This window comes from Silicimonas algicola (genome assembly GCF_003148765.1).
GTDB lineage: Bacteria > Pseudomonadota > Alphaproteobacteria > Rhodobacterales > Rhodobacteraceae > Silicimonas > Silicimonas algicola.
This window is the reverse complement of record NZ_QGGV01000003.1, coordinates 115,882-142,096: the sequence shown is the minus strand read 5'-3', so window position 1 is coordinate 142,096 and position 26,215 is coordinate 115,882. Positions and strand designations below refer to the sequence as shown.

General features: G+C 65.9%; 28 protein-coding genes and 2 tRNA genes. 12 read left to right on the top strand and 18 right to left on the bottom strand.

Going from position 1 to position 26,215, the window contains the following annotated elements:
* Positions 1–158: 158 nt before the first annotated feature.
* The 12 genes from C8D95_RS08100 to C8D95_RS08045 all read right to left on the bottom strand — a co-directional run bounded on the left by C8D95_RS08100 (position 159) and on the right by C8D95_RS08045 (position 11,632).
* Positions 159–803, bottom strand: a complete 645-nt coding sequence (locus C8D95_RS08100) for a TadE/TadG family type IV pilus assembly protein (protein WP_109758672.1) — start codon at positions 801–803, stop codon at positions 159–161.
* 10 nt (positions 804–813) lie between these two features.
* Positions 814–1,359 (bottom strand): TadE/TadG family type IV pilus assembly protein, encoded by a 546-nt coding sequence (locus C8D95_RS08095; RefSeq protein WP_109758671.1) that lies wholly within the window; start codon positions 1,357–1,359, stop codon positions 814–816.
* Positions 1,356–3,041, bottom strand: coding sequence for a TadE/TadG family type IV pilus assembly protein (locus C8D95_RS08090; RefSeq protein ID WP_109758670.1), 1,686 nt, complete (start codon positions 3,039–3,041; stop codon positions 1,356–1,358). Before C8D95_RS08090 ends, C8D95_RS08095 begins: the two co-directional genes overlap by 4 nt.
* A 307-nt stretch (positions 3,042–3,348) precedes the next feature.
* Positions 3,349–4,932: a cell division protein FtsZ gene (gene ftsZ / locus C8D95_RS08085; protein ID WP_109758669.1), complete on the bottom strand. Its 1,584-nt coding sequence runs from the start codon at positions 4,930–4,932 to the stop codon at positions 3,349–3,351.
* A 420-nt stretch (positions 4,933–5,352) separates the two neighbouring features.
* Positions 5,353–5,751 (bottom strand): hypothetical protein, encoded by a 399-nt coding sequence (locus tag C8D95_RS08080; protein WP_109758668.1) that lies wholly within the window; start codon positions 5,749–5,751, stop codon positions 5,353–5,355.
* Between the two features lies 1 nt (position 5,752).
* A complete protein-coding gene (ftsA, locus tag C8D95_RS08075; RefSeq protein WP_109758667.1) occupies positions 5,753–7,087 on the bottom strand; it encodes a cell division protein FtsA in 1,335 nt (444 codons plus the stop codon).
* On the bottom strand, positions 7,084–7,995 hold the full coding sequence (locus tag C8D95_RS08070) for a cell division protein FtsQ/DivIB (RefSeq protein ID WP_109758666.1): 912 nt from the start codon (positions 7,993–7,995) through the stop codon (positions 7,084–7,086). The genes ftsA and C8D95_RS08070 overlap by 4 nt, the downstream gene beginning before the upstream one ends.
* Positions 7,983–8,906: a D-alanine--D-alanine ligase gene (locus C8D95_RS08065; RefSeq protein WP_109758665.1), complete on the bottom strand. Its 924-nt coding sequence runs from the start codon at positions 8,904–8,906 to the stop codon at positions 7,983–7,985. Before C8D95_RS08065 ends, C8D95_RS08070 begins: the two co-directional genes overlap by 13 nt.
* A gap of 31 nt (positions 8,907–8,937) precedes the next feature.
* On the bottom strand, positions 8,938–9,882 hold the full coding sequence (murB, locus tag C8D95_RS08060; protein WP_109758664.1) for a UDP-N-acetylmuramate dehydrogenase: 945 nt from the start codon (positions 9,880–9,882) through the stop codon (positions 8,938–8,940).
* A gap of 48 nt (positions 9,883–9,930) precedes the next feature.
* Positions 9,931–10,191: a hypothetical protein gene (locus tag C8D95_RS08055; RefSeq protein WP_109758663.1), complete on the bottom strand. Its 261-nt coding sequence runs from the start codon at positions 10,189–10,191 to the stop codon at positions 9,931–9,933.
* Positions 10,188–10,454 carry a DUF2484 family protein gene (locus tag C8D95_RS08050; RefSeq protein ID WP_109758662.1) on the bottom strand — a complete coding sequence of 89 codons (267 nt, stop codon included), beginning with the start codon at positions 10,452–10,454 and terminating at the stop codon, positions 10,188–10,190. Before C8D95_RS08050 ends, C8D95_RS08055 begins: the two co-directional genes overlap by 4 nt.
* A gap of 95 nt (positions 10,455–10,549) precedes the next feature.
* On the bottom strand, positions 10,550–11,632 hold the full coding sequence (locus C8D95_RS08045; protein ID WP_109758661.1) for a PA0069 family radical SAM protein: 1,083 nt from the start codon (positions 11,630–11,632) through the stop codon (positions 10,550–10,552).
* Between the two features lie 156 nt (positions 11,633–11,788).
* Between C8D95_RS08045 and C8D95_RS08040 the strand changes: the two genes are divergently transcribed.
* From C8D95_RS08040 to C8D95_RS08030, 3 genes are read left to right on the top strand one after another with little or no spacing between them, the layout of a single operon-like run.
* A complete protein-coding gene (locus C8D95_RS08040) occupies positions 11,789–12,487 on the top strand; it encodes a corrinoid protein (protein WP_109758660.1) in 699 nt (232 codons plus the stop codon).
* Positions 12,488–12,491: 4 nt separating this feature from the next.
* Positions 12,492–13,058: an ASCH domain-containing protein gene (locus C8D95_RS08035; protein ID WP_109758659.1), complete on the top strand. Its 567-nt coding sequence runs from the start codon at positions 12,492–12,494 to the stop codon at positions 13,056–13,058.
* Between the two features lie 39 nt (positions 13,059–13,097).
* Positions 13,098–13,742, top strand: coding sequence for a DUF1638 domain-containing protein (locus tag C8D95_RS08030; RefSeq protein WP_109758658.1), 645 nt, complete (start codon positions 13,098–13,100; stop codon positions 13,740–13,742).
* A gap of 356 nt (positions 13,743–14,098) precedes the next feature.
* On the opposite strand, the gene C8D95_RS08025 is transcribed toward C8D95_RS08030, so the two are convergent.
* Positions 14,099–14,527: a SufE family protein gene (locus tag C8D95_RS08025; RefSeq protein WP_109758657.1), complete on the bottom strand. Its 429-nt coding sequence runs from the start codon at positions 14,525–14,527 to the stop codon at positions 14,099–14,101.
* A 94-nt stretch (positions 14,528–14,621) separates the two neighbouring features.
* On the opposite strand from C8D95_RS08025, the gene C8D95_RS08020 reads away from it, so the two are divergent.
* Together C8D95_RS08020 and C8D95_RS08015 are read left to right on the top strand one after the other, a co-directional pair.
* Positions 14,622–15,098 (top strand): hypothetical protein, encoded by a 477-nt coding sequence (locus C8D95_RS08020; RefSeq protein ID WP_109758656.1) that lies wholly within the window; start codon positions 14,622–14,624, stop codon positions 15,096–15,098.
* Complete coding sequence (locus tag C8D95_RS08015; protein ID WP_346243136.1) at positions 15,095–16,141, top strand: AbrB family transcriptional regulator; 1,047 nt, start codon at positions 15,095–15,097, stop codon at positions 16,139–16,141. The genes C8D95_RS08020 and C8D95_RS08015 overlap by 4 nt, the downstream gene beginning before the upstream one ends.
* Here the strand turns inward: C8D95_RS08015 and rnd are convergent, their stop codons facing one another.
* From rnd to purM, 3 genes are read right to left on the bottom strand one after another with little or no spacing between them, the layout of a single operon-like run.
* Positions 16,142–17,299, bottom strand: coding sequence for a ribonuclease D (rnd, locus tag C8D95_RS08010; RefSeq protein WP_109758654.1), 1,158 nt, complete (start codon positions 17,297–17,299; stop codon positions 16,142–16,144). It lies immediately after the preceding gene.
* 10 nt (positions 17,300–17,309) lie between these two features.
* Positions 17,310–17,939, bottom strand: a complete 630-nt coding sequence (purN, locus tag C8D95_RS08005) for a phosphoribosylglycinamide formyltransferase (protein WP_109758653.1) — start codon at positions 17,937–17,939, stop codon at positions 17,310–17,312.
* Positions 17,936–18,988: a phosphoribosylformylglycinamidine cyclo-ligase gene (gene purM / locus C8D95_RS08000; protein WP_109758652.1), complete on the bottom strand. Its 1,053-nt coding sequence runs from the start codon at positions 18,986–18,988 to the stop codon at positions 17,936–17,938. Before purM ends, purN begins: the two co-directional genes overlap by 4 nt.
* Positions 18,989–19,117: 129 nt before the next feature.
* Between purM and C8D95_RS07995 the strand changes: the two genes are divergently transcribed.
* From C8D95_RS07995 to C8D95_RS07985, 3 genes are all read left to right on the top strand, one after another.
* Complete coding sequence (locus C8D95_RS07995) at positions 19,118–19,753, top strand: thermonuclease family protein (protein WP_109758651.1); 636 nt, start codon at positions 19,118–19,120, stop codon at positions 19,751–19,753.
* Positions 19,754–19,801: 48 nt separating this feature from the next.
* A tRNA-Ile gene (locus C8D95_RS07990) sits at positions 19,802–19,878 on the top strand.
* 338 nt (positions 19,879–20,216) lie between these two features.
* A complete protein-coding gene (locus C8D95_RS07985) occupies positions 20,217–20,531 on the top strand; it encodes an H-NS histone family protein (protein WP_241239855.1) in 315 nt (104 codons plus the stop codon).
* 36 nt (positions 20,532–20,567) lie between these two features.
* Here the strand turns inward: C8D95_RS07985 and C8D95_RS07980 are convergent, their stop codons facing one another.
* On the bottom strand, positions 20,568–21,881 hold the full coding sequence (locus tag C8D95_RS07980) for an ATP-binding protein (protein ID WP_109758650.1): 1,314 nt from the start codon (positions 21,879–21,881) through the stop codon (positions 20,568–20,570).
* 42 nt (positions 21,882–21,923) lie between these two features.
* Between C8D95_RS07980 and C8D95_RS07975 the strand changes: the two genes are divergently transcribed.
* Both C8D95_RS07975 and C8D95_RS07970 read left to right on the top strand, forming a co-directional pair.
* Positions 21,924–22,817, top strand: a complete 894-nt coding sequence (locus C8D95_RS07975) for an MBL fold metallo-hydrolase (protein ID WP_109758649.1) — start codon at positions 21,924–21,926, stop codon at positions 22,815–22,817.
* A 71-nt stretch (positions 22,818–22,888) separates the two neighbouring features.
* A tRNA-Asn gene (locus C8D95_RS07970) sits at positions 22,889–22,963 on the top strand.
* A 351-nt stretch (positions 22,964–23,314) separates the two neighbouring features.
* Here C8D95_RS07970 and C8D95_RS07965 read toward each other — a convergent pair.
* On the bottom strand, positions 23,315–24,010 hold the full coding sequence (locus tag C8D95_RS07965) for an integrase arm-type DNA-binding domain-containing protein (RefSeq protein ID WP_164721631.1): 696 nt from the start codon (positions 24,008–24,010) through the stop codon (positions 23,315–23,317).
* Between the two features lie 389 nt (positions 24,011–24,399).
* On the opposite strand from C8D95_RS07965, the gene C8D95_RS07960 reads away from it, so the two are divergent.
* Positions 24,400–25,134: a transporter substrate-binding domain-containing protein gene (locus tag C8D95_RS07960; RefSeq protein WP_109758647.1), complete on the top strand. Its 735-nt coding sequence runs from the start codon at positions 24,400–24,402 to the stop codon at positions 25,132–25,134.
* Positions 25,135–25,240: 106 nt separating this feature from the next.
* Positions 25,241–26,215 (top strand): ketopantoate reductase family protein, encoded by a 975-nt coding sequence (locus C8D95_RS07955; RefSeq protein ID WP_109758646.1) that lies wholly within the window; start codon positions 25,241–25,243, stop codon positions 26,213–26,215.

Sequence of the window (26,215 nt, the reverse complement as noted above, 5' to 3'; positions counted from 1 at the left end):
TCTTGTCACTCAACACAATCATTGCAACAGCATGAAACATGGCTGTTACAAATCGGCGATTTGCCGCCGTATTTTCAGTCAATCTCGTATATATATCTGATTACAAACGAAAAAGACCGGGCTTGACCCCGGCCTTTAACGTGATTCGAAACGTGACGTCAGGTGCTGCCTTCACCGTCTTCGTACGTGGTGTCTCCGGGTCCGCTGCCACCGTCGCCCGTCCCGTCATCATGCACGGTTCCGGTTCCGTCGCCCAGGCCCACGAAGTTCAGCTGCTCGGTAAAGCGCGGCATGTTGACGACGAGGTTCGAGATGTCGGTGTCTGTCATGCCGATGTCCATGATGGGGTCGTAGGTCGTGAACGTCTCGACAATAAAGGCCGAGGCCGCATCCGCCATGATCGGGATATGGGGCGAAAGCTTCGCGTCCACGTCGCCCTGCGTCATGTTCGGCTCGCCCGCCACACCACGCGACCAGACCAGAAAGTGCCTGTCGGCAGCCTGGTCGTAGCGGACGACCGTGACGCGCATCGACACCGGGTGCGAGGACCGCGAGAGCCAGGCGTAAACGTCGTTCAGACCGTCGAGGTAGTTCTGGTCGATCAGGTCCGTCTCACGGGAGAGAAGGTCGCTGATCGTGTAGGTGGCCTTGAGGTTGATGTTGCTTTCGCGAAGGCCCTCGAAGAAGACGTAGAGCGCCATGAAGGCCCAGACGAGCATCGGGAACATCAGGATCGCTTCGACCGAGAAGCTTCCCTTCTCGTCTCGAATGGCCCGGCGCGTGAACTTGTGAAACGGTGTCATGATGCTGACCTCAGGTGGGTTCGTTGACGAAGGCCGACGACGCGATGATCTGATAGCCGCCCGAGCTGTCGCGCGGCATGCTGCGGCCGACACCGATGCTCGGGAAGACCGGATCCACGATCGCGCAGACACGGATGAGCATCAGCTCGTTCTGAAGCCCGTTCCGGAAGCGCACGACGGGCTGAATGACCTGATCGCGCTTGATGCAGTCGATGGCGCTTGTCATCCCGGTCCAGGTTGTCATGTCGACCGGCTGAAGCTCGATCTTGGTGACATTCCGGCAGTTCGGGATCAGGCCGGCAAGCCGGCAGATGTCGTTCAGTACGACGTCGTAATTGAGGTTGGCGCCCGAGCTAAGGCGGATGTTGCGGACGACCATGTCGGTCGCGCGTTCCAGCATCACCGCCCGCGTGTTCATGATGGCCACTTCGTAGCCAGAGAGGAACACGCCCACGAAGAACGGGAAGACGATGACCAGTTCAACCGATGCGACGCCGTCCTCGCTGAGGCCGAGATGCCTCAGCGCGCGGCGGAATTTGAGGGCTAGCTGTCTCATTGTGTCAGCTTCAACTGGTTGATCTGGTTGGCGATCGACGAGAAGGCGTATTCGATGTCGAGCCCTTCCACGCGGTAGAAGTGCTGCGGCGTCGAGGCGCAGTCGCGCATGATTTCGGCGGACTCGTCGGTGACTTCGAAGCCGATCGTGAAGATCACGATGTTCTGCGCCTTGGCGGCCGAGCAGATCTGCGACAGACGACGGTCCTTGGTGTCGGTGGACGCATTGTTGCTGCGCGCCGGCACCGTGCGATAGGGGTCGTAGTAGTTGTCGTAGAAGTCGCTGTTGTTGCCTGTGAAGTGGTAATAGGCATAGGCGCGGCGCTGGAGCGTCATGTTCGCCCAGGCATCGAGCCAGGACAGGCGCGTCAGGGTGCCGGGGCTGTTGGTCCAGTTCTTGTCGGTGATGTTGTACCAGTCTTCGCGGTAGCGGCTGTCGCGGTCGCGGTCGCTCGGCTCTTCGCGCTCCCAGTAGATATCATTGCTGCTGTTGTTCTTGTAGTAAGGGCTGTTGCCCTCCTTGAAGCTGTCACGCAGGTAGAACTGGTCGGTGTTGATGCCGTCCGTCATCACGACGATGAACTTCAGCGAGTCCTGCCGTCCGTAAGGATGCGGGCGCACAGAGAAGGCGTTGTCGACGCGACCAGCAGCCGTGAAGTCGTTCAGGGCTCCATTGGTCGAGGGATCGAGGAGAGCGACGCCCCACTTGACCGCTACGTCGATCGAGGTGTTGCCCTCGGCCGTGAAGGACTCGATCTGGGTCCGCAGGGCAGCGGCGTCGTTGGACCACGGCGTGATCTGGGAAAAACTCTCGGTGCGGCACACGGGCATCGAGACGCTCATGCCGCTCTGATAGCTTCTCCAGGGATCGAAGTGGGCCGTCTGCGACAGCGAGATCGGTTCCATGATCGGTTCGCCCGCGTTGGTGTACCGCAGGTTGCCGTATTGGTCCCTCGCCTGGCGAGAGCGCTGGAGCGAGTTCTGGGCGAAGTCTTCCTGCGCGAAGTTCACGCAGTGCGAATAGTTGTGGTTGTGGTGCGTCGTCAGCGACGAGAACAGCAGCGGCCCGGCGTTCACCTGCGTCGAATACGGAACGAGCGACAGGGAAACTCGGTCGTCCTCGGCGCCTGCGAGGATGTTGTCGACGAAGTCCGTCGCGGCGTCCTGCATGTTCTCGAGCTTGTTGTTGTCGCCCATGGAGCCCGACACGTCGAGCACGAGGGAAACTTCGACATCCGACACCGATTCCTCGGCCTGCGACGTGGTCGCGAAGGGGAGCGTCTCGACCCCGACGAGCCTCATCAAAAGCGTCTGGTATCCGCCGCTTACGTCCACGGACACCTGGCGTCCGGTGATGACGGGCGCCGCACCGACCTCGAAGACGTCGATGTCGTCGTCAGTGACGGTGATGTTCACCTTGGCAAGGTAGTCCTTCACGACCTCCTTTGGATCGACCGTCTGGTTCAGGTTGGCCGCGGCCAGAACGGCGCGGTCCGTCGAGTTCTGAACGTGCGTGCGCTCGTTCTCGTAGATCATCAGATCCACGGCGATGCCGCCGAACAGGATCATGCAGAAGAAGATGAACAGCGAGAAAGCGATCAGCGAGCCATCCTCGTCACGCCGAAAGGTCCGGGCAAGATCGAGTGTTTCGCGAAAGGCGCTGCGAGGTGTCGTCGGCAGCATGTCTTTTCCCCTCAGGCAATAATTAACTGGTGTGACGAAATGCAGGTATTTGGCGGAACATCCGTGAGAACATTGGCGAAAATGCGGCGAGACTGACGCCCAAAATGTGAAGAGACGTCAGTATACGCTATCTAAACCATTGATATGGCTGAGGGTTTTGTTTACGGAAACACTGTGTTCCACGGCTCATTGACGCCGCCGTCCCTGCACGGAACCTGCGCGACTAGCTTCTGGCGCAAAGAAAAGGGCCGACTTTCGTCGACCCTGAGGGAGTGAACTGGTCCGGGCCGGTACGCCCGGAAGCGCGTCAGTTGGCCTGGCGCCGCAGGAAGGCCGGAATCTCGATCCGCTCCTGGTCGGGATCGTAGGGCTGCTCGTCGACCGCGCGGCTGACCGGAGGCTGATGACGCACGGGCTGCTCGGCGGGGGCATGGCCCGGCGCGGCACCGCCCGACATGCGGTTGATGAGGGTGTTGATGCCGAAGCGCGGACGCTCGGCCTCGATGGTGCGCTCGCGCGGTGCGGGTGACGACGGCGCGGTATAGCGCGCTCCGCCGGGGACCCGGTTCTGAAGCGACCCCGGCGCGCGCCCCGTGACCCGCTCGAGACGCGCCAGCGCCTCGGGGGATGGCGTGCCCGGCGTGCGGGCCTGCGGCTGAGGCTGGGGCGCGGGCTCGGCGTGGTATTCCTCGGCCTCGTGGCGATAGGCCGGGGGAGGCAGACCGTCGTCGCTCTGCGCAACATGCTGGCCGCGCTGTTCCATCTCCTCGAACAGGCTCGGCTCGGGCTCGCGGCGCGACGGCGCGCGGGCATAGACCTCTTCGGCCACAGCAGGTTCGGCAGGTGCCGGCGCGGCGGTGGCACGCTGGGGCGCACGCTCCTCGGTCCGGCGCTCGGTCCGATGCTCGGGCACGCGGGCCGAAATGTCGGCGTCGATGCCCGTGGCCACGACGCTGACGCGCATCCGGCCTTCCATGCTCTCGTCGAGGGTCGAGCCCACGATGATGTTGGCATCGGCGTCCACTTCCTCGCGGATGCGGTTCGCCGCTTCGTCCAGCTCGAACAGCGTAAGATCATGCGCGCCGGTGATGTTGATGAGAACGCCCTTCGCGCCCTTGAGGCTGATCTCGTCCAGCAGCGGGTTCGCGATCGCCTTCTCGGCGGCCTGGACCGCGCGGTCCTCGCCCTCGGCCTCTCCCGTGCCCATCATCGCCTTGCCCATCTCGTCCATCACCGCGCGGACGTCGGCGAAGTCGAGGTTGATGAGACCCGGACGGACCATCAGGTCGGTCACGCCCTTGACGCCCTGGTAGAGCACGTCGTCGGCCATCGAGAAGGCCTCGGTAAAGGTCGTCTTCTCGTTTGCCAGCCGGAACAGGTTCTGGTTCGGGATGATGATCAGCGTGTCGACCATCTTCTGGAGGGCTTCGACACCCTCCTCGGCCTGCTTCATCCGCTTGGCGCCCTCGAACTGGAAGGGCTTCGTCACGACGCCGACGGTCAGCACACCCAGCTCGCGCGCGGCCTGCGCGATGATGGGCGCGGCCCCCGTCCCGGTCCCGCCGCCCATGCCAGCGGTGATGAAGCACATGTGCGCGCCGGCCAGGTGGTCGACGATCTCCTCGATCGTCTCCTCGGCGGCGGCGGCGCCGACTGAGGGCCTGGCGCCTGCGCCTAGCCCTTCGGTCACCTTGACGCCCATCTGGATCTTGGTGGCGGCGTTCGATTGCTGAAGCGCCTGCGCATCGGTGTTCGCCACGACGAACTCGACGCCTTCTAGGCGCTTTTCGATCATGTTGTTCACGGCGTTGCCGCCAGCACCGCCCACTCCGAACACGGTAATGCGCGGCTTAAGCTCTTCGTGGGTGGGGATCGTCAAATTCAACGTCATGATGCTTCCGCCTGTCTATTCTTGTCGCGCCACCGGGCCGAGGCGCCGCCGTTTTTTCACGGTCATCAATCGACCGCCTGCTGGGTGGATGGACCTTACCGAAAGTCAGGTAAGCGGTCACCCCGATTCGAGCCGAAAACCACGAAATATGGCATTTTTTTGTCTCCTGCCCTCAGCATCTGGGGGTAACCTCAATATCCTGTGGTCAGTCACGGACTTACGCCCGTCTCTTCACGAAAGAGGCTCTGGGAGACATGCAAAATGCACATCCGGTGGTTGTTTCATCTAGTCGGAGGACACTGCTCGTGCCGCCCGCCGGTCTCATGCCGGAGTTGTGGATAAGTTTAGCAGATTCGAAATGGTCCGTCCCGTCAATTCGGGCCGATACGGCCCCTTGCGGCGGATTTCCACTCTCTCCTCTCAGACGGCCGGAGCCGTCGGGCAGGACAAGGTCTCCTCCGTGACCGCGACGACCTCCTGGATCTCGCCCGCGCCGAAGCGCGCCAGGCGGACGAACAGCCTTTCCCCCTTCCGGAACGGCCACCAGCACGCCGGTCCGTCCGTGTCGCCATCGTAATAGAAGCAAAGCTGACCGTTCGTCGTGGTGATGCGTCCATAGACACAGCGCCCGCTCTCGTCGCGCCAGACCGACAGCTCGCGGCTGAGATACTCCTCGACGCCCACGTCGACGCCGAATTCGTAGTTGCGGAACGTCAGCGTCTTGCCCTCAGCGAAATCGAGGAAAGCGTCCGGGCTCAGGTAGTCCTGCGCGACGGAGGGCGTCGTGGACAGACAGAGGGCAACCGCGAGGCTCCGCATCCTACCAGTTTTCCTTGAACCACTTCACCGCGCGTTTCAGCGACCGGGGCGCGCCCCGATCGGAGGGCATCTCGAAATCCCACCACTCGTCCTGCGGGTGCGCCGCAAACAGGGATAATCCGACCGACGACGCGAAGGCCGCGCCGGTCGCTGCCTGAGGCAGGCCGTGAACGCGCAGGGGACGGCCTACCCTGACCTGCTGGCCGAGGATCTTGGGCGCCAGCGTATCCAGCCCCGGGATCTGCGAAGCGCCGCCCGTCAGCACGATCTGCTGTGAGGGAAGATGCTCGAAGCCCGCGGCATCGAGGCGTCCGCGCACCTCCTCGAGGATTTCCTCGACACGGGGACGCATGATGCCGATCAGCTCGGCCCGGCTGACGGTGCGGCGGTCGTGCTCCCAGTCGCCGGTCTCGCCGCCGATCTCGATCATTTCGCGGTCGTCCATGCCGGTGGCGAGGACGCCGCCGTGGAAGGTCTTGATCCGCTCGGCGACGGCAAGCGAGACCTGGAGACCCTTCGAGATGTCGCTCGTCACATGCGCGCCGCCCAGACGCACGGTGTCGGCATAGATCATGTGCTTCTTGATGAAGATCGAGATGCCGGTCGTCCCGCCGCCCATGTCAATGCAGGCGGCACCCAGTTCCTGCTCGTCCTCGACCAGAGCCGCGATGCCCGAGACATACGCGGAGGACGCCACGCCGGCGAGTTCGAGGTCGCAGCGCTTGAGGCAGTAGATCAGGTTCTCGATCACCGCGCGGTCGACGGTCAGCATGTGCATGTCGCAGGACAGCCGCTGCCCGATCTGGTCCCGCGGATCGATCAGCCCCGTGCGGTGGTCGAGGGCAAAGTTCACCGGCTGCGCATGGAGGATCTCGCGGTCGGGGCCATAGTCCGGCACATCGCAGGCCTGAAGCACGCGCGCCACGTCATGTTCGCCCACGACGTTGCCTTCGACGCGCACGATCCCGGCGAGGCCATAGGACCGGGGTTGCCCGCCCGACAGGCAGGCGATGACATGGTCGACCCGCGTGTTGGCCATCTTCTGCGCCGCCTGCACCGCGGTGCGGATCGCGCGTTCGGTCTCCTGCACGGCGCAGGTCTCGCCCAGTTCGATCCCGCGCGACCGCGTGGTGGCGGCGCCGATCACGCGAAACTGCGTCTGCCCCGCCATGTGGCCGATGCCTTCTCCCTCGGGCACCCGGTCACGACCATCGAAGCGAAGCACGAGGCAGGCGATCTTGGATGTACCGACGTCCAGGATCGCGATCACACCCCGCTGGATCGCGGCGCGCCGCATCGCGCGCATGGAACGCTGGCTCTGGTACAGGTCGCTCATCTCGACTGCTCTCCGTCGGGGGTGAAATCGGTGTCGTACAAATCCTCGGCCGCGCCCTGCCCCAGCCGTATCGCGGGTCGGCGCGGGTTGCGGAAATCGACGGCCGCGATGTCGCGCGCGAACAGGTCCTGCGCCGCGTCGAGAGCGATGGCCTTCTGAAGCGCGGTCAGCGGGTCGACTTCCGGCAGAAGGATGCGCTGATCGCGGTCGAGGATGACGTCCCACCGTCGCGCGCCGACCCGCAGAAGGCCCCGCAACCGGCCCTCGAGCGGCTCCATCGCCGCGATCAGTTCCAGCGCCTCCGCCACGCCCTTGTCCGCGGCCGGGCCCGCCAGCAACGGCAGATCAGGCCGGTCCGCGCGCGCATCGAGCGTCGTGACCCTGTGCCCGGTCTCGTCGATAAGGGTCAGCCCCTCGGCGGTGCGCCAGATCGCGGCGGGCTGCCGCTCGGTCACGTCGATCTCGAGCACACCCCCGGTGCGGATGCGGACCGAGGCCTCGGCCACGGCGTCGAGCGTCCTGACGCGCCGGCGCAACTCGGACAGCTCCATGTCGAAAGACGACATCGGGAAGTCCATGGAGAGCACCGAGCGCACCTGCGCCGCGGTCTCATCGGACGCGTGCTCCACGGCCATCATGTGAACCATGAACTCGGGCCGCTCCTCCAACTGGCGCCGCAACTCTCCGACGCGGTCGAAGGCGGCGTCGACGCGCGCCGCGTCGGAGGCCCAGATCAGCGCCACCGTCGCCACGCAAAGGATCGGCAGCCCGTAGCGCAGAAAGCGCCGGAACCCCGGCCGCAGCATCAGGCGATTCATCCGGTAGGCGAGGCGCGACGGCGCCGGGTCGCGGCGGGTCTCGCGCGCTTCCGCCGCCGCCAGGCGCATGTCGCCCTTCACCGGCCGCATGAGGCGTCCCTGACCAGCCAGTCGCACAAGTCCGGGAACGAAATGCCGACATGGGCCGCCTGCTCGGGAACGAGCGACGTGGGGGTCATACCGGGCTGCGTATTGGTCTCAAGCGCCACGAGGCCTGCGAGCCCCTTGGCGTCGTCCCACCTGAAGTCGGTGCGGCTGACGCCCCGGCAACCCAGCACCCGATGCGCCGTCACGGCATGCGCAAGGCAGGCCTCGGTCACTTCGGCCGGGATGTTGGCGGGCAGTTCATGCCGCGACCCGCCGGGGGAGTACTTGGCATGATAGTCGTACCAGCCATCCGAGAGGATTTCCGTCACGCAGAACGCGCGGTCCTCCCTCACCGAAACGGTCAGCTCGCGACCTGCGACATAGGCCTCGACCATCAGGTGCTCGGGCATCTCGTCGGCGATAAGCGGCGGGCCGTTCGCGCTTTCCTGGACGATGTAGACGCCGACGGACGAGCCTTCGTTGTTCGGCTTGACCACGTAGGGCGGCGCCATGACGTGATGCGCCATGATCTCGGCCTTGCAGCGGATCAGGCTCTCGACGACCGGAATGCCCGCCTCGGCAAAGACCGCCTTGGTCCGCGTCTTGTCCATCGCCAGCGCCGAGGCCAGGACGCCCGAATGAGTGTAGGGGATGCGGAGCCATTCCAGGATGCCCTGGACGCAGCCGTCCTCGCCCCATCGCCCGTGCAGCGCGTTGAAGACCACATCGGGACGCGACGCGGACAGGCGCTCGGCGACATCGGCGCCCGCATCCAGTTCGCTTACCTCGTATCCCGCTTCCCTCAGCGCGGCGGCGCATTCGCGCCCCGATGACAGGGACACCTCGCGCTCGGCCGAGGGTCCGCCCATCAGTACCGTCACCTTGGGGGTCGTCCTGCTCGACATACCCGCCACTGCCCATATATGGGGCGTCTTCGCGCCCCGGTTATTCTGTCTCTGCCTCGGGAGCCGGTTCGCCGACCCTCATGATTTCCCACTCTAGCCTGATTCCGGAGTGTTGGAAAACCTTCTCGCGCACCTCCTCGCCCAGCCCCTCGAGATCGGCCGCCGTCGCCGTCCCGGTATTGATGAGGAAATTCGGATGCATCTCGGACATCTGCGCCCCACCGCGGGTCGCCCCGCGCAATCCCGCGTCGTCGATGACCTTCCAGGCCTTCAGTTCATGGCTGTCGCCCGCCTGACCCGTCGAGCTGAAGCCCGCCGGATTGCGGAAGGTCGAGCCGGCGGAGAGGTCCTTCGTCGGCTGCGTCTCGTCGCGCCGCGCCATCTGCGCCTCCATCTTCGCCGCAAGCTCGGCCGGATCGCCCGGATTTGCGCGGAAAGTCGCCGAGACGATCATCGCGCCCTCTGGCACCGTCGCCTGCCGGTAGCGGAAGTCGAGGTCCGAGGGCGTCAGCGTCACGCGGGCGCCGTCTCGCAGCACGGCCTTCGCCGAGACGAGTTGGTCCGCCACATAGGAGCCGTAGCATCCGGCGTTCATCCGCACCGCGCCACCGATCGAGCCGGGGATGGTGCGCAGGAAAGTCAGGTCGCGCCCCGCCTCCGCCGCAACCCGCGCGACCTGCGAATCCAGTGCCGCCGCCCCGGCGATGACGAGGTCGTCCTCGACCTCGACCTCGGCGAAGGCGCGGGACAGGCGGATCACCACCGCCCGCAAACCGCCGTCGCGCACGATCAGGTTCGAGCCGACGCCCATGGGAAAGACCGCGACGTCAGGTGGCAGCGCGCCAAGGAAGTCGGACAAATCCTCGACGTCGCGCGGCAGGTAAAGCCAGTCGGCCGGACCGCCGACCCGAAGCCAGGTCAGGCCCGAAAGGTCATAGTCCGGCGTCAGCCGTCCTCGTGTCGCGATATCGCCTATTTCACCCATTCCGGCCGGTCTAGCGTCCCGAAGGGGCCCGCGCCAGCCCGGATCGCCTCAGCGCAGCCGCTTGGACCGGAGGACCCACCGGAAGATCGCGCCGACGGGCCAGGCCACGAAGACAGCCCCCGCCGCAATCGGAGCGACTGCGATAAGCGCCGCCGCAAGATCGCCCTCGCCCCCTTGCCGGAGGAACATCATGTAGGCGATGCCCACGCCGAAGCCGGCCGACATCAGAAGGGCGGGAAACATCGACGGCACGAACAGCATCAGCGCCCAGGCCCCCATGACGACGAGGGTCACCGTCGTCGCCGTCACGACGGCTCGCCTTCGCCGCGCCGGAACAGCGCCGCGAGCCAGCGCAGGAAGAACCTGAGGGGCCAGCGCAGGACAGAGGCCGCCATGAGCAGCACAATCAGACCCGCGAAGACCCCGTCCACGACGAAGACCGCTACGAGGACGGGCAATCCGACCGCGATCAGCGCATAGGCCTGCGGCCAGTGACGGTGCTTCGACGGCACCATGCCGGTCAGGTTGGTCACCACCAGCCAAAGAAGTGCCAGGATCATCGGATGGCTCATGCCTCCCGCCGTAGTCGGGGAATTCGGCAGCAATGCGGCAGGCGTTTCATCTTGCTTCAAATACGCGTCCGGTGTCGCACGTCCGCGCCAGAACCTCAGAACAGCGAGAGTTGATCCCCGGCGCGAGGAGGCGGGCGGAACAGATCGGTGCGCAGGGGCGGCAGATCTCGCGCCAGCCCCAGACGTTTGGTCGCGATGGCGAAGCGATGCGCGAAAAGCTCGGCGAAGGGCCCCTCCCCCGTCATCCGCTTGCCCCACTCGGGGTCATAGTCCTGGCCGCCATGCAACTCACGCACCCGCCCCATGATCCGTTTCGCTCGATCGGGAAACTCTGCCTCGACCCACTCGCGGAACAGCGGCGACACCTCGCGCGGCAGCCGGAGCATGATCCAGCTCGCAGCGACCGCGCCGGCCTCGGCGCCCCGCGCGAGGATCGCTTCCGCCTCGTGATCGGTCAGCGCCGGCACGACCGGCGAGACCATGATCCGCACCGGGCAGCCGGCTGCCGTCAGCCGCTCGATGGTGCGCAACCGCCGCTCCGGCGCGGGCACACGCGGCTCCATCGCTCGGGAGACGACGGGGTCGAGCGTCGTCACGCTGATGCCGACCCGCGCAAGGCCCATGCGTCCCATCTCGCCCAGAATGTCCGCGTCGCGCTCGATCAGCGTGCCCTTCGTCACGACTGCGACAGGGTGACGGAAGGCGTGAAGCACCTCGAGAATCTGCCGCATGGCGCGATACTCGCGCTCGATCGGCTGGTAGGGGTCCGTGTTCGTGCCGATGGCGATCACGGCGGGACGATAGGTTTTAGCTCTCAGCTCTCTATCCAGCACCTCGGCCGCGCCGGGCCGCGCGACGAGCCGCGTCTCGAAATCGAGACCGGGCGACAGGCCGAGGTAGGCGTGCGAGGGCCGCGCGAAGCAATAGATGCAGCCATGCTCGCAGCCGCGATAGGGGTTGATCGAGCGGTCGAACCCGATATCGGGCGAGGTGTTGCGCGTGATGACCTTTCGCGGCCTCTCGACGCTGACCTCGGTCCGGAGCGGCGGCAGCTCCTCCTCCAGGTCCCAGCCGTCATGGAAGACGTTGCGATCCTCGGACTCGAACCGGCCCGGACGGTTCGAGCGCGCCGCGCGACCACGGGCGGCAGGGTCTGCGTTATGGGACGAGCGGGCCATGCCACGAGAATGGAACAAACAAAGAACATGCGCAAGTGCAACGGCTGTCGCGAAACCGCTTCCACGTCGCCGCCGCGACGTGTTCCGTCGCAATCCGGCGTTTCATTCCAAGGCGTTTAACCGTAAACCGGGATCGTCACCCTGTGGAGCCGACCCATGTCCGACGAAGACGATATCGTTCTCAGCGAGCTCGACGACGAAGAACTCGTCCAGCAGATGCACGACGACCTCTACGACGGCATGAGGCCCGAGATCGAGGAAGCGACTCACATCCTCCTCGACCGGGGTTGGGCGCCCTACCGCGTCCTGACCGAGGCGCTCGTCGGCGGCATGAAGATCGTGGGCGAGGACTTCCGGGACGGCATCCTCTTCGTGCCCGAGGTGCTTCTCGCCGCGAACTCGATGAAGGCCGGCATGGCGATCCTGAAGCCCCTTCTGGCCGAGACCGGCGCGCCGACCATCGGCAAGATGGTCATCGGAACGGTCAAGGGCGACATCCACGACATCGGCCAGAACCTCGTCACCATGATGATGGAAGGTGCCGGCTTCGAGGTGCTGAACATCGGCATCAACAACCCGGTCGACAAATACCTGGACGCGATGAAGGAATTCGACGCCGACATCCTCGGCATGTCGGCACTTCTGACCACGACGATGCCCTACATGAAGGTCGTCATCGACACGATGGTTCAGATGGGCATCCGCGACGACTACATCGTCCTCGTGGGAGGCGCCCCTCTGAACGAGGAATTCGGCAAGGCCATCGGCGCCGACGCCTATTGCCGCGACGCGGCCGTGGCGGTCGAGACGGCGAAGACGTTCATGGCGCGCAAGCACAACCAGATGTCCGCCTGAGGCGATGCGCTTCCGCGTCGAGACGCTGAAGCGGATTGCGGCAGGAGAGGTCACGCTGGCCTTCCGGCGCTGGCCGGTTTCGCGCGCGAAACCCGGCGGTCGGCAGAGGACCGGCGTGGGCGAGTTGCACATCGACGACGTGCGCGAGGTGTCGCCCTCCGATGTGACCGATGCCGAGGCGCGGAAGGCCGGATACGCCTCGACCGACGCGATGTTCGCCGAGCCTGTTTTCGACGGGGACGACCCGCTCTGGCGCATCGCTTTCACGCTGCACGAGGATCCTCGCGTCAAGCTTCGCAATAGTGTGCCGTCGCAAACCGAGATGGACGATATCCTCGCCGCGCTCGACGCCAAGGCGTCCCGCGCCGATTTCGACCCCTTCGCCTATCTCCGGCTAATCGGCGACCACCCGGCGACCCGTGCACCCGATCTCGCCGCCGGTCTCGGACTCGAGACGAAGGTGTTCAAGCGGCAGGTCCGTCAGCTCAAGGAAATGGGCCTGACCGAAAGCCTGAGGGTCGGCTACCGTCTTTCGCGGCGGGGCGAGGCCGTTCTGGCGGCGCGGTCCTGACCCCTTGCGGTTTCGCGGCCCGGCACGCATGTTTCCCCGATGACGACGCCCCCGCACCTCGATGACGACCGGCTGACGGAAAAGGGTCTCGCTCCGAAGGGCGCAGGCCGTATCCTCGTCATCGGCTGCGGGGCGCTGGCGCGCGAGATCCTCGCGATCCTCGACCGGAACGGGCTGTCGCATGTCGACCTCAGGTGCCTGCCGGCGATCCTGCACAATCACCCGGACCGCATCGTGCCCGCCGTCCGGACCGCAGTGGCCGAGGCGGATGGGTACGACCGCATCTTCCTCGCCTACGCCGACTGCGGGACGGGAGGACTTCTGGAGGCTGCGGCGGCCGAGCTGGGCGTCGAGATGCTGGCCGGACCACACTGCTATGCCTTCTATGAGGGCACGCCGGACTTCCTTGCCCGAGACGAGATCGACGCCTTCTACCTGACCGACTTCCTCGCCCGGCAATTCGACGCCTTCGTGTGGAAGCCCCTCGGACTCGACCGTCATCCCGAACTGCGCGAGGCCTATTTTGGGAATTACAGGACGCTGGTCTACGAAGCGCAGACGGACGATCCCGCCCTGACCGAACGCGCCCGCGACTGCGCCCGCCGACTGGGTCTGGCGTTCGAGCGCCGGTTCACCGGCTACGGTGAGCTGGCGACGGCGCTGGAGACCTTGGACCGGCAGTGACGACCGCGCCGCAAGCCTGGGGTTAACCGTGCGTAAACCATGTCAGGCGCATGAGGACGTGCCGCGCCTGATCCGGTCCCTTGCCCAGTGTCCCTCGTTCTCGCCCTTCTCCTCACCCTGGCCACCGCTGCACCTCTTGGCGCGGCCACGCTTCATCCGGCGTCGGGCGATCGGATCGAAATCGGGTCGGAGCCGCCGCTCGAGATATTTCCGGAGCTGGTGATGGGATGGGTCCTGAGTTACCATGCCCCGCCCGGAGACGCCCCGCTCGACATGCCGCGCGTCGCGGTCAAGCTGTCGGCTCTTGCGGCGCTTTCGCTCGGCGTCGCCCTGGTCCTGCCCCGCCGCCGGACGCCTTACGCCCCGCGTGCCGTCGCCGCCGTCTGGCGGATCCTCTGGATCATCGCGCGCAAGCCGTTCGACCGCTGCGCCGAGAGATGGGCGTCGAGACCGAGGCGCTTGAATTCCGCTCCGGCATCTACGTCGAGCACTTCCGCCACCGTCAGCCCGTCGTAAAGCGCGACCAGAATGGCTATCAGCCCGCGCACGATCATCGCATCGCTTTCGCCCCGGAAGGTGAAGACCGCGCCGGGCCCTTCGCCCTCGATCCGCGGCACGAGCCAGACCTGGCTGGCGCAGCCGTCGACCTTGGTTGCGGGCACCTTCAGCGCGTCCTCGAGCGGTGCCATCGCCTTGCCCATGTCGATGACGTGGCGATAGCGATCCTCCCAGTCGTCGAGGAACTCAAAGGTTTCGGCGATCTCTTCGAAAGCGTCCTGTGCCATACGACCCGGATAGGCCCGGCAGGAACGAAGGTCCAGACGCTTTCCTTGCCCCTCCGAAGAAGCTAACAGGAGTCGCAAGCGAAGGGGGGCCGAGATGACGCCACGCACATTGATCCTGACCACCGCTGCCGCCCTGACGCTTTCGGGCTGCGGCCTTGGCGAAAGCCGGCTGAACCCGTTCAACTGGTTCGGGGGCGGAGGCGGAGGCGCTAGCGACGGCGGCACCGCGATGTCGGTCCCGGCCCGGCGGGAGGATCCCCGTCCTCCGGTCGCCGAGATCACCGACATATCGCTCGAACGCGCGACCGGCGGAGCGATCCTGCGCGTCACGGGCCTCACGACCGAGCAGGGCTGGTACGACGCCGCCCTCGTCCCAGCCACGAGGGAAACGGCATTCGATGGCACGCTCGACTTCGTCCTGCGCGCCTCGCCGCCGCCCGCACCCACCCGCGCCTCGACGCGCTGGTCGCGCGAGGTGACCGTGGCGCTCTACCTGACCGACAGCGCGCTTGCCGGTCTGTCGGCCGTTCGCGTGGCGGGGGCCCGGAACGTCCGGACCATCCGGCCCTGACGCCTCGCCTCGTCACCCTGAGGGGCCAGCTCGTCGCACTTGCGATCGGTCTGGTCGGAGGCCTCGCCGCCTATCGCATCGGGATGCCCCTGCCCTTCATGCTGGGAGCGATGGTCTTCGTCACTATCGCCGCGATGATCCGCGTGCCGGTCGAGGCGCCGGCCACCCTGCGCAAGATCATGGTCCCGATCCTGGGCGTCATGCTGGGGTCGGGTTTTCATCCCGGCCTCTTCGATCATGTGAACGACTGGCTCCTGACCTTCGCCGTGCTGCCGTTCTTCGTCGGCACCGCCTTTGCAGGGGCTTTCGCGTTCTACCGCTTCGTCGGCAAGTACGACATGGTGACGGCCTATTTCGCCTCGGCGCCTGGCGGGCTGAACGACATGATGATCCTAGGGGGCGAAGCCGGGGGCGACGAGCGCCGCATCGCCCTTGCCCACGCCAGCCGCATCTTCATCGTGGTGACGGGCGTCGTGTTCTTCTACGCCTTCGTGCTCGACGTCCGCACGACGGGATCGTCTCGGCCTTACCTCGGATTCTCGGCGGTCAGCCTCAGGGACCTCGGGATCCTCCTCGCCTGCGCCGTCGTGGGCGCGACGCTTGCGCCCAGACTGCGGCTGCCCGCCCCGCAGATCCTCGGCCCCATGATCCTTTCGGCACTCGTCCACCTCACGGGCTTCTCCCAGACGCCGCCGCCGACGCCAGCCGTCAACGCCGCGCAACTCGTCATCGGAACGGTGGTGGGCTGCCGGTTCGCCGGCGCCGCCCTGCGCGAGGTGGTCCACGACCTGGCCCTCGCACTTGGCGCGTCGACGGCGATGCTGTCGGTGGCGCTGGTGTCGGCCTTCGCGATCCAGGCTTTGACGAACACCGAGGCCGACGCCGCCTTCCTCGCCTTCTCGCCCGGCGGTCTGCCCGAGATGAGCCTGCTAGCTCTCTCGCTCGATGCCGACGTGGCCTATGTCGCGACCATGCACATCATTCGCATCACCATCGTGATCGCAATGGCGCCGATCGTCTTCCGACTGTTCGGCAAGCGCTGATCAGACCTCGAAAACGACGACCGACTGACCCTGCGCGCGAAGCGCAAGCTTGCCGTCGCAGAGCCGCAGCGCATCCTCGCCGAAAGCCTCGCGCCGCCACCCCTTGAGGGCGGCCGCATCGCGCAGGCCTGCCGCGATCTCGTCGAGGTCCGACGACGTGGCGATCAGCTTCTGCGCCACGCCCAGTTCCTCGGACTTGGCTTTCAGAAGCACCCGCAGAAGATCGGCGAGAGCCGGATTCACCTGAAGCGCGTCGCGCGACCGGTCGGGCTTCGGCTGATCCTCGGGGGGCACGTTCAGCCCGGTCTCGACAGCGGCGAGAATGCCGTCCGCGATTTCCCCTTTCCGGGCATCGCGCAGGAGAAGGCGCGAGCGGCTGAGGTCGTTGTGCGTCTTGGGCTTCGTGGAAGCGATCTCGAGCAGGGCGTCGTCCTTCATCACCCGGCTGCGCGGCACGTTGCGCGACTGGGCATAGGTCTCGCGAAAGCGCGCAAGCTCGCGCACGACGGCAAGGAACTTGCCCGAATTGGTCCGCGTCTTGATCCGCAGCCAGGCCTCGTCGGGATGAATGACATAGGTCGAGGGCTCGGTGAGCGTCGCAAGCTCCTCCTCCACCCAGGGAAGGCGGCCCGACTTCTCCAGCTCGGCTTCCAGGAATTCATAGATCACGCGCAGGTGCGTCACGTCGGCGAGGGCGTATTTCTCCTGAGCCTCGGTCAGCGGGCGACGGGACCAGTCGGTGAAGCGCGACGACTTGTCGAGGTTCGCCTTGGCGATCTTGCGCACCAGCGTCTCGTAGCCGACCTGCTCACCGAAACCGGCGACCATCGCCGCGACCTGCGTGTCGAAGAGAGGCTTCGGGATCACGCCGCCTTCGACATAGAAGATCTCGACGTCCTGCCTTGCGGCGTGAAACACCTTCACCACCGCCTCGTTCCGGAAGAGGTCGTAGAGCGGATCGAGAGACAGGCCCTTGGCCAGCGGATCGACCAGCACCGCGTCCTCCTCGGCCTCGCCCGGGATGGCGAGTTGCAAAAGGCACAGCTTGGAGTAGTAGGTCCGTTCCCTGAGAAATTCGGTATCGACGGTCACATAAGGCGCGTCGGCGGCCCGGGCGCAGAAGGCGGCCAGGCCCTCGGTCGACGTGATCTTGATCATACAGCGCCTTTCAATCGCAACGTCCGGATGTATTAGGCGCTTCTCCCCCCTCGAGCAAGTAAAGCGGCGACCGGTTGCCCTCCGCGAAACGCCTCAGGACGCGGGGGTAGAGTTGGTGCTCTGCCGTCAACACGCGGGCGGCAAGCTGGTCCGCATCGTCGCCCGGCAGGACGGGCACGCGCGCCTGCCCCAGGATCGGTCCCTGGTCCAGATCGGACGTCACCTCGTGGACGGTGCAGCCCGCCTCGGCGTCGCCCGCCGCCAGCGCACGGTCATGGGTGTGGAGCCCGGGATACTTCGGAAGAAGCGAGGGATGGATGTTCAGCATCCTGCCCGCCCAGGCCTCGGTAAAGGCCGGCGTCAGGATGCGCATGAACCCGGCAAGGCAGAGGATGTCGGGCAGCGCCTCGGCCAGCCGATCGTTCAGAGCGGCTTCGAAGGCCGCGCGGTCACGGCCGAAGGGCCGATGGTCTACGACGTCGGCGTCGATCCCCCGCGCCTCGGCCTTGGCGATGCCGCCTGCCTCCGCCACGTTCGACAGGACGAGGACGGGACGGGCCGGATGGTCGCCCGTCATGCTGTCGGCGAGCGCCACCATGTTCGAGCCGCCGCCCGAAATCAGGATGGCGACGCGCTTCACCCGAGGCTGCCGGTGTAGTCGACGCCCCTGCCCGCCACGACCTGGCCCAGAACCTCGACCCGCTCGCCCGCTTTCTGGAACAGCGCGATCAGGTCGGGCGCGCGGTCCTTGTCCACCACGACGACCATGCCGATGCCGCAGTTGAAGGTCTTGAGAAGCTCCGGCGTCGAGATGCCGCCGGTCTCGGCCAGCCAGCGGAACACGGGCGGCAGGCTCCAAGCTCCAAGGTCGATGGAGGCGCCGAGACCTTCGGGCAGGACGCGCGGCAGGTTCTCGGTCAGACCGCCGCCGGTGATATGTGCCAGCGCGTGGACGCCGCCCAGACGGATCGCTTCGAGCGCGGGCCGGACATAGAGCCGCGTCGGCGCGAGAAGCGCCTGCCCGAGCGTGCCCTCGCCCCAGGGGCAGTCTGCGTCCCAGGATAGGCCGGAGACTTCGACGATCTTCCGGACCAGCGAGTATCCGTTGGAATGGACGCCGTTCGACGCGAGCCCGAGAAGGAAATCACCCTCCTCGACACCTTCAGGCAAACTCTGCCCGCGCTCCATCGCGCCGACGGCGAAGCCCGCGAGGTCGAAATCCTCGCCCGAATACATCCCCGGCATCTCGGCCGTTTCGCCCCCGATCAGCGCACAGCCCGCGCGCTCGCAGCCGGTGGCGATCCCTTCGATGACCGCAGCGGCGTGGTCGACGACCAGCTTTCCGGTTGCGAAATAGTCGAGGAAGAAAAGCGGCTCGGCCCCCTGGCACACGAGGTCGTTCACGCACATGGCGACGAGGTCGATGCCAACGCCCGAGACCTCGCCCGTCTCGATCGCGATCTTGAGCTTGGTGCCCACGCCGTCCGTCGCGGCGACGAGGACGGGGTCGCTGTAGCCGGCCGCCTTCAAGTCGAAGAGCGCGCCGAACCCTCCGAGCCCCGACATGGTGCCGGGGCGGGCGGTCCGTTTCGCCGCGGGCTTGATCCGCTCGACAAGGGCGTTGCCCGCGTCGATGTCGACGCCCGCTTCGGAATAGGTCAGGCCGGTCTTGGCGGCATCGTTCGTCATGGGCACCCTCCGTGTCGCGCCCGCGGACCTAGCGGAAGCGCGAACCGAAGTCCACGAGGCACGGCATGGCTTTGCTCCGGGCCGAGGTGACGTGTTAACCTTCGTTAAGAGCGGACGAGGGAGACAGACGTGAAGGCAGTTTCAGTTGTGGTCTTCATCGCGTTGTGCGGACCAGCCTTGTCGGAACCCCGCGTCGTCGACGGTGACACGCTGGAAATCGACGGCACCATCTATCGCCTGAACGGCATCGACGCGCCCGAGCATGGTCAGCTCTACGGCTCCTGGGCTTGCGGAAGCGATGCTACCGCCGAGTTGGTCGAGATCGTGAAGGAGCACGACATCACTTGCGACGCGCTTGGTCAGGACGGTTTCGACCGGACCATAGCGACATGTTACGCCGACGGAACGGACATCGGGGCGTCGATGATCGACAAGGGCATGGCCTGGGCCTTCGTGCGCTATTCTGATGCCTACGTCGACGTCGAGACCGCCGCGCGGGAACGCCGTCGCGGCGTCTTCTCGGGCGACTACACCGCACCCTGGGACTACCGCTCCCTGCGCTGGACCGCAGCGCTGGCGGATGAGGACGACGCCCCTGAAGGATGTCCGATCAAGGGCAACATCTCGAAGAACGGCCACATCTATCACCCGCCGTGGTCGCCCTGGTATGCGAAGACGCGCATCAACCTGTCGGAAGGCGAAAGATGGTTCTGCTCCGAAGCCGAGGCCGTCGCCGCCGGATGGCGCGCCCCCCGCTGGAACTGATGCCGCGCTTGACCCGAAATGCGAACCTGCTAGAACGCCGCGCAGGTCGGGCCTGTAGCTCAATTGGTTAGAGCAGAGCGCTCATAACGCTTTGGTTGGGGGTTCGAGTCCCTCCGGGCCTACCATCATTAACGTTTGTTAACGTCAATCGTTTTGCCGGGGCGCGCGATGGATTAGCGTGTCAGGACCCGCGTTCGAGATCTGCACGGCTTCTGCACAATCTCGCGCCACGCCGCGAAACGCCAAACCCTTTCTCGTGCTCCTCCCCAAACTGCCCGCACCGAAGCGCCCCCTGCTGCAAATTGAGGCGTCGCCGAAAGCCGGTCGGTGCCCCAAAACACGCAAGGGTGACAGCGACACATAAAAAAATAATTGTCACAGATTAATTGCCTCTATATTAAACGCATCGGAAATCTCACGGTAATTGCGGTCGGTTCCGCCGCACAACTCACAGGAGTGCCGAATGGCAACCAAGATGGATTTGGGCGCGATGTCCCTGGAGGAATTGCGTTCCCTCAAGAAGGACGTGGACAAGGCAATTTCAGGCTACCAGGACCGCCAGCGCGCAGAGGCGCTGAAAAAGGTCGAAGCAATCGCGCGCGAACACGGGATGTCCGTGGAGGAGCTTGTCGGCAAGAAAGCACGCAAGCCGAAAGCGCCCGCGAAATACCGCAATCCGGAAAAGCCCGGTGATACGTGGTCCGGCCGGGGTCGTCAGCCGGCCTGGTTCAAGAACGCTCTCGCCTCTGGCACGAAACCCGAAAGCCTAGAGGTCTGACGGTCTTTGCGCGCGGCCCCTCAGGTGGCCGCGCGCCTAGCGCGGGATATGAAGTTCCGCACGCAGGCCGCCCAGGTCGGCGCTTTTTTCGAGGACCAGTCGCCCGCCGTGCTGACGCGCGACGTCCGAGGCGATGGCAAGCCCCAGCCCCACACCCGATCCGCGGTTCTGGTTCCGCGCCGCGTCCATGCGCGTGAACGCCTTGCGGACGAAATCCCGCTGCTCGACGGGAATACCCGGACCGCTGTCCTCGACGATGAAACGGATGTCGCGGTCTGAAATCTCGACGCCCACCCTTGCCTCGTGCCCGTATCGAACCGCATTCCCGATCAGGTTGCCGACGGCGCGGCGCAGCGCGTCGGGACGAAGCATGGCGGTTCCCTCGCCGATCATCGGCCCCAGGTGAACCGGATCCGCCCGGGCGGCCCGTGCCACCAGATCTCGCACCATCTCGCGCGGATCGGTGCGCACCGGATCCTCCAGCGCATCTCCGCGCGCGAAGGACAGGAAGGCCTCGAGCATCCGTTCCATGTCCTCGACGTCGCGGCTCATGGCGCGCGCCTCTTCGTCGTCCTCGATCAGCGACAGCCCCAGCTTCATCCGCGTCAGCGGTGTCCTCAGGTCGTGGCTCACGCCCGACAGCATCATGGTCCGCTGCTCGATCTGCCTCTCGATCCGGTCGCGCATGTCGAGGAAGGCCGCGCCCGCCGAGCGCACTTCGGTGGCACCCGCGGGCCGGTAGGGCACGGATCGTCCCTTTCCGAAGGCTTCGGCCGCCCAGGCCAGCCTGCGGATCGGCCGCATCTGATTGCGGAGGTAGATCAGCGCGATCACCGACATCAAGATGGCCGTCACCCCGATCAGGACCGGAAACTGGTGCGGATTGCGGATGGTGAGCCGCCGCCTCGGCACGTCGAGCGCGACGGGACCGAAACGCGTGTCGACGGCGAGGCGCGCAAAGGCGTCGCGCGTCAAAAGATCCACAGCCGACACTCCGGGCACCTCGGCCGTCAGCGTTTCGATCACCGTACGTCCCGAGAGGTCGATCCATTCGTGCTGCGTCACGACGGGCTCATCGACCGTGTTGATCTCGATGCCGAGCGGCGTCGCGACCTCGAGCGCCGCCTCCATCGCGCGGCCTGCGTCCGGCGCCGCCTCGACCTGGCCGAGGATCAGCCGGACCTCGTTCGCCACAGCTTCCGACATCTGCCGTGACACGCCGTCGTAGATCCGCTGGATCGAGGCGATCGTGACCACGAGAAGGATGGCTGTTACGGGCACCAGGAGGATCAGGGTCGAGCGCCCGTAGAGCGACCTTGGCATCCAGCCTTTGAGAACCCGCCCGATCATGCGATGAGCCTAGAAGCGGCGACCGGCAAGAGGAAGGCCCCAATGACGAGACCCGAGCCGGGCGTATCAGTGACCCTCGCCGACGGCCTGCGGCGGGTGCTGGCGCCCAATCCTTCGCCGATGACGCACTGGGGCACGAACAGCTTCATCCTGGGCGAGGGCCGCGTTGCCGTGATCGATCCTGGTCCGGAGGACGCGGATCACCTTGCCGCACTCCTCAAAGCGACCGCGGGCGAGACGGTGACGCACATCCTCGTCACTCACGCGCATCGCGATCACAGCCCCCTGTCCCGTCGGCTGGCGGAACTGACCGGCGCGCCCGTCCTGGCCTTTGGACCACCCGAAGCGGGACGCAGCCCGCTGATGACCCGCCTCGTCGCCGAAGGGATGACCGGCGGTGGCGAGGGCATCGATCACGCCTTTCGTCCCGACGAGACCCTGACCGAGGGCGACAGGATCGAGGGCGAAGGCTGGGCGCTCGACGTGCTTCACACCCCCGGCCACTTCGCGGGTCACCTGGCCTTCGCCTGGGGCGACCGCGTGATCTCGGGCGATCACGTCATGGACTGGTCGTCGTCTCTGGTCTCGCCCCCGGACGGCGACATCGCCGACTTCATGGCGACCTCCGCCCGTTTGCGCGACCTGGGCGCGGTCGAACTTCTGCCCGCCCACGGCGGCGTCATCCGCGATCCCGCCGACCGCCTCGACTGGCTCATCTCTCACCGCCGGACGCGCGAGGCCCAGATCCTCGCAGCACTTGGGCCGAGCCCCGTGTCCCTCGAGGAGCTGACGGCGTCGGTCTACACCGACATCCCCGTCGCAATGCTGCCGGCGGCCGCCCGCAACGTCTTCGCCCACCTCATTGATCTGGTTCATAGAAATCTCGCCACAGCCGAACCCGACATTTCACCCGTAGCCCGCTTTCTCCGACGCTGACGCCCGGCCCATATTTCTGCCCGAAGCCTCTGGACGCTTCCCCGGACCGTTGCTATATCCCCGCCCTGTGTTCCGGCGTAGCTCAGCGGTAGAGCAGTTGACTGTTAATCAATTGGTCGTAGGTTCGATCCCTACCGCCGGAGCCAAAAACCCCGCAATATCGGTGATTTGAGAGAGCCGATTAGATCTATCGGCTTGCGAGTGAGCGGCCGGGTAACGTATGGGGTAACGCCCGCCGTGACTTCCGCAGAGAACTCAGCCGAACACAACGAAGCGTTGGCGCGATCGGTTCTTCTTCGTCGTCAAGCAGGTACGTGGCGAGGGACATACTAAATGGTCGCGCTGCTGAAAGTCTCCACCACCCGCACCGGTCTCTGACAGCATTGTCGGTCTTTCGTTGATGTTCCGAGAAATTCTAGGGCTTCGCAGTGTGACCCGCGAGAGAGATGACCACCGATCCCGGCGCCCGTCTCCGGAGGCTGCATCACGCGCTTCTGTCAGGGGTGCCCCCAAGGGTGCGCCACTTCTTCGCAGGCGCGCCAGAGCCACCTTATCTCCTCGTCAGTAAGCACCCGATCCCGGCTAACCTCCGGCGCCGGCGGCCTGACGCCGGTCATGGTGCTCGACGCGATGACCTCGCGCTCGAGAAGCCAGGAAAAAAACCGAGCAAGGTACTGCCGGATCCGGTTTGCTGTGACGCCGCGCCCGCTCTCTGCGATTTCGTCCAACAAGTCGACCACATCGCGACGTGTGATTGCGTGGATGTTCCGACCGTGCCAGGCCTTGAGGGCAAAACGGTCGAGCTCTCTCGAGACGGTCCGCGCGGACTTCAGCTTGGCGACGTGGCGCCGCTTAAAGTCGGAGAGGAGAGTGTCGAAGAGATCGCGATCGGCGCGCTCCGCTGCTTCCGCCCTTGCCTCGCGCTTCTCGGCGCACGGATCCCGCCCGTGTTGGGTCGCGTCGACGGCCATCGTCGCGGCCGCCCTTGCCGCGGCAAGGCCCAGGGCCGGCCACCTGCCAAGAGTCAACTTGCAAGGTCGCCCGTCGTGGCGATAGCGAAACGCCCAGGATTTTGCCCCGCTAGGCTGTACCACCAAGTAGAGCCCGGAGAGAGCAGGGTCGGGGATCTCGAGCCGCTTGTCGGGATCCGATCTAAGAGCGCCAATCGTCTTCGAAGTGAAGGCTTTTACCAAATGCTGGCTACCCCCTGTGACCCCAGTCGGGTCTCGATTCCACGCGACTCGACCACTTAAGTGGATGGTCCCGACCGACCCACGACGATCGGGTAACGCCTGGGGTAACAAAAACGGCTGACAGGCGCTGCCATCCCTTGAACCTTTCAGTGACGTTCATTTTTTAGTATCGTCAACAAGAAAAGGACCGCGCCGCCATCCGATAAAGTGAGCTGAAGCGACGGAAAAGCTCTAGGTAGATGGGCGTTTGTCAATTGGTCGTACGTTGGATCTCTACCGTCGGAGCCAATCTTCCTCATTGATCCGATCCCACGCGCCCGTCGTTCAGACCGTGACCTTCAGGACGATCCCTGTTCTTATCGCCTGCGACCCCTGCTGCGAGAAGACTCATGGCGCTTCCACCCTCTCGACAACTCCTGTCGGAGTACGCGCCGGAGGGCGTTTTGCGTGTGGCGCTGAACCACGGGAACCGTATCCTGGTCGGGCGGGACGAGACGGGAGCTCCTTGCGGCATCTCGGTCGATCTCGCGAGGCTTGTTGCCGGCACGCTCAACCTTCCGTTGCAATTCGTGGAGTACGAGCGCGCCGCCGATGTCTCGGGCTCGGCGACGGAGGGAGTCTGGGACCTGTGCTTTCTCGCCGTCGACCCGAAGCGGGCCGAGACCCTCGACTTCACCCTGCCCTACGTCGCGATCGAGGGACGCTACCTCGCCGGGCCGGGATGCGATGCGGCGGATGCGGCAGCGCTGGTCGCCTCGGGCGCGCCGGTCGGCACCGTCGAGGGGTCGGCCTACACGCTGACGCTCGAACGTCAGGCGGGGGCGGACCACCTGGTCCGCTTCCCCGACATCCGCGCCATGCTCGCCGCACTCGACGTGGGCACGGTCGCCGCCGGGGCGGGCATCGGCGACGTCATGGCGGCGGAGGCGGCACTGCGGCCCGGATCACGCGTCCTGTCCCCCCCTTTCATGGAAATCCGGCAGGCCATGGCCATCGTCAAGGGCCGGCCCCGGGCCGCGCGCCACCTGACCGACATGCTGGCCAACCTCGCACGCAGCCGCGCCATCGCAGACATTCTCGAGCGCAACGGCGTCGCACGAAACGCGGCGGTTCTTCCGGACTAGCTTGCGCTAATCTGGCGTCACGACTGTCCCGCCGCCAGCCGGCAAGGCCGGTTTGACAAGGGCGCCGCCCTCGTCGGACAAGGGAGCGGCGAACGGGGGACGAGCGATGCGATACATCCTTTACGGCGTGGGCGCGGTCGGCGGCGTGGTGGCGGCGGCGCTCACCGAGGCCGGGCACGAGGTGCTGGGCATTGCGCGCGGGGCCCGGCTCGAGGCGCTTCAGGCAAATGGTCTCGCCTTCCGCTCGGCGAACGGCAGCCGGCGCTATCGGCTCGACCTGCGCGAAGCGCCGTCCGAGATCGAGTTCCGACCCGACGACGCGATCCTCCTCCTGGTCAAGAGCCAGCACACCGCTGACGCCCTCGCCGCGCTCCGCGATGCGGGCGTCGACGAACAGCCGATCTATTGCTGCCAGAACGGCATCGCCAACGAACGGACCGCGCTGCGGCTCTTCCCGAACGTCCACGGCGTGACGGTCATGCTGCCCGCGCAGTTCGACGCGCTGGACGAGGCGGTGGCCTGCTGCGCGCCCGAGTTCGGCGTCTTCGACATCGGCCGCGCGCCGTCCGGGGCGGACGACGACGACCGGGCGCTCGCCGAGGCGCTGACACCGGGCGGAATCCGCGGCTATGTCGATCCCGCGGTGATGGTAAGCAAGTACGGCAAGCTGATCCTGAACCTCGGCAACGTGGTCGAGGCTGCCGTGGGCCGGGGCGCCAAGACGGGGCCTGTGGCCGAGATCCTGCGCGAGGAGGCCAAACAGGTCCTCGCGGCCGCAGGCATCGCCTGGCGGGATGTGGGTCAGGACGATCCCCGCCGCGACCTCATGCGTCCAGCTGAAGTCGAGGGCGTCACCCGAAGCGGCACGTCCTCGACCCAAAGCCTCGCCCGCGGGGCTGGCTCGATCGAGACGGACTACCTGAACGGCGAGATCGTCCTTCTCGCCCGCCTCCACGGCGTCCCCGCCCCTGCCAACGAAGCCATGTGCCGCCTCGCCGCGCGGCTGGTGCGCAAGGGCTCGGGGCCAGGCGGCGTTCGGGCGGCAGAAGTTCACGCGATGGTGGGCCTGCCCCCTCCCTGA

Excerpts from the sequence above, each read along its gene's own strand:
- C8D95_RS08100 (WP_109758672.1), bottom strand. The coding sequence starts at position 803 with ATGACACCGTTTCACAAGTTCACGCGCCGGGCCATTCGAGACGAGAAG.
- C8D95_RS08095 (WP_109758671.1), bottom strand. The coding sequence starts at position 1,359 with ATGAGACAGCTAGCCCTCAAATTCCGCCGCGCGCTGAGGCATCTCGGC.
- C8D95_RS08090 (WP_109758670.1), bottom strand. The coding sequence starts at position 3,041 with ATGCTGCCGACGACACCTCGCAGCGCCTTTCGCGAAACACTCGATCTT.
- ftsZ (WP_109758669.1), bottom strand. The coding sequence starts at position 4,932 with ATGACGTTGAATTTGACGATCCCCACCCACGAAGAGCTTAAGCCGCGC.
- C8D95_RS08080 (WP_109758668.1), bottom strand. The coding sequence starts at position 5,751 with ATGCGGAGCCTCGCGGTTGCCCTCTGTCTGTCCACGACGCCCTCCGTC.
- ftsA (WP_109758667.1), bottom strand. The coding sequence starts at position 7,087 with ATGAGCGACCTGTACCAGAGCCAGCGTTCCATGCGCGCGATGCGGCGC.
- C8D95_RS08070 (WP_109758666.1), bottom strand. The coding sequence starts at position 7,995 with ATGCGGCCGGTGAAGGGCGACATGCGCCTGGCGGCGGCGGAAGCGCGC.
- murB (WP_109758664.1), bottom strand. The coding sequence starts at position 9,882 with ATGGGTGAAATAGGCGATATCGCGACACGAGGACGGCTGACGCCGGAC.
- C8D95_RS08050 (WP_109758662.1), bottom strand. The coding sequence starts at position 10,454 with ATGAGCCATCCGATGATCCTGGCACTTCTTTGGCTGGTGGTGACCAAC.
- C8D95_RS08045 (WP_109758661.1), bottom strand. The coding sequence starts at position 11,632 with ATGGCCCGCTCGTCCCATAACGCAGACCCTGCCGCCCGTGGTCGCGCG.
- C8D95_RS08040 (WP_109758660.1), top strand. The coding sequence starts at position 11,789 with ATGTCCGACGAAGACGATATCGTTCTCAGCGAGCTCGACGACGAAGAA.
- C8D95_RS08035 (WP_109758659.1), top strand. The coding sequence starts at position 12,492 with ATGCGCTTCCGCGTCGAGACGCTGAAGCGGATTGCGGCAGGAGAGGTC.
- C8D95_RS08030 (WP_109758658.1), top strand. The coding sequence starts at position 13,098 with ATGACGACGCCCCCGCACCTCGATGACGACCGGCTGACGGAAAAGGGT.
- C8D95_RS08025 (WP_109758657.1), bottom strand. The coding sequence starts at position 14,527 with ATGGCACAGGACGCTTTCGAAGAGATCGCCGAAACCTTTGAGTTCCTC.
- C8D95_RS08020 (WP_109758656.1), top strand. The coding sequence starts at position 14,622 with ATGACGCCACGCACATTGATCCTGACCACCGCTGCCGCCCTGACGCTT.
- rnd (WP_109758654.1), bottom strand. The coding sequence starts at position 17,299 with ATGATCAAGATCACGTCGACCGAGGGCCTGGCCGCCTTCTGCGCCCGG.
- purM (WP_109758652.1), bottom strand. The coding sequence starts at position 18,988 with ATGACGAACGATGCCGCCAAGACCGGCCTGACCTATTCCGAAGCGGGC.
- C8D95_RS07985 (WP_241239855.1), top strand. The coding sequence starts at position 20,217 with ATGGCAACCAAGATGGATTTGGGCGCGATGTCCCTGGAGGAATTGCGT.
- C8D95_RS07980 (WP_109758650.1), bottom strand. The coding sequence starts at position 21,881 with ATGATCGGGCGGGTTCTCAAAGGCTGGATGCCAAGGTCGCTCTACGGG.
- C8D95_RS07975 (WP_109758649.1), top strand. The coding sequence starts at position 21,924 with ATGACGAGACCCGAGCCGGGCGTATCAGTGACCCTCGCCGACGGCCTG.
- C8D95_RS07960 (WP_109758647.1), top strand. The coding sequence starts at position 24,400 with ATGGCGCTTCCACCCTCTCGACAACTCCTGTCGGAGTACGCGCCGGAG.
- C8D95_RS07955 (WP_109758646.1), top strand. The coding sequence starts at position 25,241 with ATGCGATACATCCTTTACGGCGTGGGCGCGGTCGGCGGCGTGGTGGCG.